The sequence below is a fragment of the Devosia sp. genome (assembly GCF_040509215.1).
Classification (GTDB): Bacteria; Pseudomonadota; Alphaproteobacteria; order Rhizobiales; family Devosiaceae; genus Devosia.
Map to the genome: position 1 here is coordinate 1 of NZ_JBEVLL010000267.1, position 2,546 is coordinate 2,546.

The following is a 2,546-nucleotide window of genomic DNA, read 5'->3' on the forward strand; positions in this document are numbered from 1 at the left end:
GGCTGACGGGCGCCTGCCCCGGCGTCCGATTGATATATCCAGTGGCACGCGTCTCTTGCCCAAGCGACGCAGCTCCAGCGTCCACTGGCTCCTGCCGCAAGCACCTTGCCCCGTGCTTGCGGCTTTTTCTTTCTTTACCTAGATAGAGGGCATGACCCAGCCCCAGCCCTTCCAGGACATTGCCGACAATCTTTCCTTCCTCGATGATTGGGAAGACCGGTATCGCTATCTCATCGAACTCGGCCAGGCCCTGCCCCGGCTCGAGGCAGAGGAACGCGTCGACGCCAATAAGGTGAATGGCTGCATCTCGCAGGTCTGGCTCGTCTCCGAACCGGTGGAAACGGACGGCGCTGTCTCGCTTCACATCAAGGGCGAAAGCGACGCCATGATTGTGCAGGGGCTCGTTGCCATCCTTCTGGCGCTCTATTCGGATCGCCCGGCCCGCGAAATCGCCGAAACCGATGCCGTTGCGCTCTTTGACGAGATGGGCCTGCGCGAGCACCTGACGGCTCAGCGCTCAAATGGCCTCGTCGCCATGGTCAACCGCATCCGCAGCGAAGCGCGGGCGAAGGTTCACTAATCAGCTTTGTTGCGCTGCAGTTTTCGCAAAAGCGGCTGCTCGACGAACCGGTAGAGCAAAAGCCCCATCCAGATGCCAGTCGCGATCGCCAGAACGGTCACGACCGGCACGATGCCGGGCAGGTTGGGCCCGATCAGCTTGAGGCCGACGCCGGCCATCAAGGCTACGGCGAAGATGTGCACCAAGTAGATCGAATAGGACGCATTGCCCATCCGTTCGAGAAAAGCGAAATGCGGCAGGCGTCCTTCGCTGCGCAGGGCCAACACCACGGCGGCGCCTGAAAAGCCAAGGAAACCCGCGAAGGCCGTGACATCCTCGACGAAGCCGTGATTCCACACAAAGCCTTCCACAAGGCCGGCGAGGCCGATCACGGCCAGGACAATGACCACCGACCTCGGGAGCCTCGTGATCCAGCCTTCCATCTGCCCAAGACCGATCCAGCAGCCAACGACAAAGGCCAGCGGCAGGAAGCTTGTATAAAATTGCGGGATGGCTGACTGCGGAGCGAGCAAAAAGCCGACGACAGCGAGAACAGCATAGGCCAAGGTCAGCCCCACCACCCTGCTCCGCGCCGTGAACATGGCGAGCAGGGCAAAGCAGGCATAGAAGAACATCTCGTAGTTGAGCGTCCAGCCGAGCTTATAGAGCGGATGCAGCCCGTGGCTCGCGCCATTGTAAAACGGGATAAAGGCCAGCGAGAGCGCCAACTGGTTGCCGTCAAAACTCGTGGTCTTGAACAATTGCGGCGCAAGCAGCGCCAACGCTGCGGCCACAAGGGTAAAAGCCCAATAGAGCGGCACAACGCGCAGGATGCGCCGTCGCATGAACTGGCGCCCGTCGAAGCGACCGGCATCGGTCACGCTGACCATGATGAAGCCGGAAATCACGAAAAACAGGATGACGCCGAGCCAGCCGAGCCGTCCATAGGCGATGTTCTCTCCCACGAGTGGGTAGAGCAAAGCGTGCGACGCCAGCACCAATAAGGCAGCAATGGCGCGCAGATATTGGACGGAGACGATCTTTCCGGGCATTTCACGGTACCGATTGCGGCACGCTTCCCTTATCACGCGCACCGCCTGTCAGAACATTACAGACGCTTACATCGTTAAGAAGCTTCTGCTGCTGGAAACATTTGCACCCGCTCGGGCAACCAATGCCGCTGCCTTTGGGCCTCACGCCCCCGCGCTTCCGCATCGAGCCCATAGTGGGCGGCGAGATGAGACAGGGCGATGCGCAGCACCAGCTTGCCGCCGCGCCGCGGCCAATCGCGCTCTGTTTCGACATCCTGCAAGCCCCGATCGAGCCCGCAAACGTCGAACAGCACCGCCCAGCAATCGGCTGGCATCATGGCCGCTATATCCGCCAATTGCTTTCGCGCATCGGCCGCACTGGCGGAAAGCTCGCCCTGAACTGGGCTACCCCCACCTCTCCCTCCGGTCCGCGTCGGATCGTAGGACATGGTCACGCGCTGGCGCAGCCGTGCCCGCTCGAATGTATGCGCCAGTTGTCGCGCTGCCTCGATATGATGGGGCCGCAGAAAAGGCGCGGAATCCCGTCGCGACGCCGCCAATCGGCCGACTGCCTCAGGCAATCCTTCAGTCATGATCCCCTCCTCCCACAAGCAGCGCTTCGAGCCGGTCGAGCTCGGCGTCAAACTGCGCATCGTCGCGCAAATCTTCAATCAGGCCACAGGCGTAAGAGACTGTTGTCCTATCCCGTCCAAAGGCGGCGCCGATTGCGGTCAGACTGATGCCCTTGCAGACATGGGCGAGATACATGGCCAGTTGTCGGGCCAGCGCCGTATCAGCCTGGCATCGAGAAACGTGCACCAACAATCGGATAGGGATTTTTCGTTCCCGGGAGATCAACGCGAGAACTTGGGCAAGGCCGTCATCCTCGTGGACCGCGGGCAGGCGCTCGCGCGGCGCGTTGCCATGATGAGTTTCGATTCGCACGGTCATCCTCC

4 protein-coding genes are annotated in these 2,546 nt (G+C 61.3%); 1 reads left to right on the forward strand and 3 read right to left on the reverse strand.

Annotation, left to right across the window (positions count from 1 at the left end; translation table 11 throughout):
* Nucleotides 1–151: 151 nt before the first annotated feature.
* Nucleotides 152–580, forward strand: a complete 429-nt coding sequence (locus ABW043_RS15025) for a SufE family protein (protein ID WP_353922011.1) — start codon at nucleotides 152–154, stop codon at nucleotides 578–580.
* On the opposite strand, the gene ABW043_RS15030 is transcribed toward ABW043_RS15025, so the two are convergent.
* The 3 genes from ABW043_RS15030 to ABW043_RS15040 form a co-directional block, all read right to left on the reverse strand.
* Nucleotides 577–1,611, reverse strand: a complete 1,035-nt coding sequence (locus ABW043_RS15030; RefSeq protein WP_353922012.1) for an acyltransferase family protein — start codon at nucleotides 1,609–1,611, stop codon at nucleotides 577–579. The two genes, ABW043_RS15025 and ABW043_RS15030, sit on opposite strands and share 4 nt — an antisense overlap.
* A gap of 74 nt (nucleotides 1,612–1,685) precedes the next feature.
* On the reverse strand, nucleotides 1,686–2,183 hold the full coding sequence (locus ABW043_RS15035; protein ID WP_353922013.1) for a DUF6456 domain-containing protein: 498 nt from the start codon (nucleotides 2,181–2,183) through the stop codon (nucleotides 1,686–1,688).
* A partial coding sequence (locus tag ABW043_RS15040; protein ID WP_353922014.1) for a helix-turn-helix domain-containing protein occupies nucleotides 2,176–2,546 on the reverse strand: 371 nt, incomplete at its 5' end. The genes ABW043_RS15035 and ABW043_RS15040, both read right to left, overlap by 8 nt.

Coding starts and splice junctions, on each gene's coding strand:
- ABW043_RS15025 (WP_353922011.1), top strand. CDS start 152: ATGACCCAGCCCCAGCCCTTCCAGGACATTGCCGACAATCTTTCCTTC.
- ABW043_RS15030 (WP_353922012.1), bottom strand. CDS start 1,611: ATGCCCGGAAAGATCGTCTCCGTCCAATATCTGCGCGCCATTGCTGCC.
- ABW043_RS15035 (WP_353922013.1), bottom strand. CDS start 2,183: ATGACTGAAGGATTGCCTGAGGCAGTCGGCCGATTGGCGGCGTCGCGA.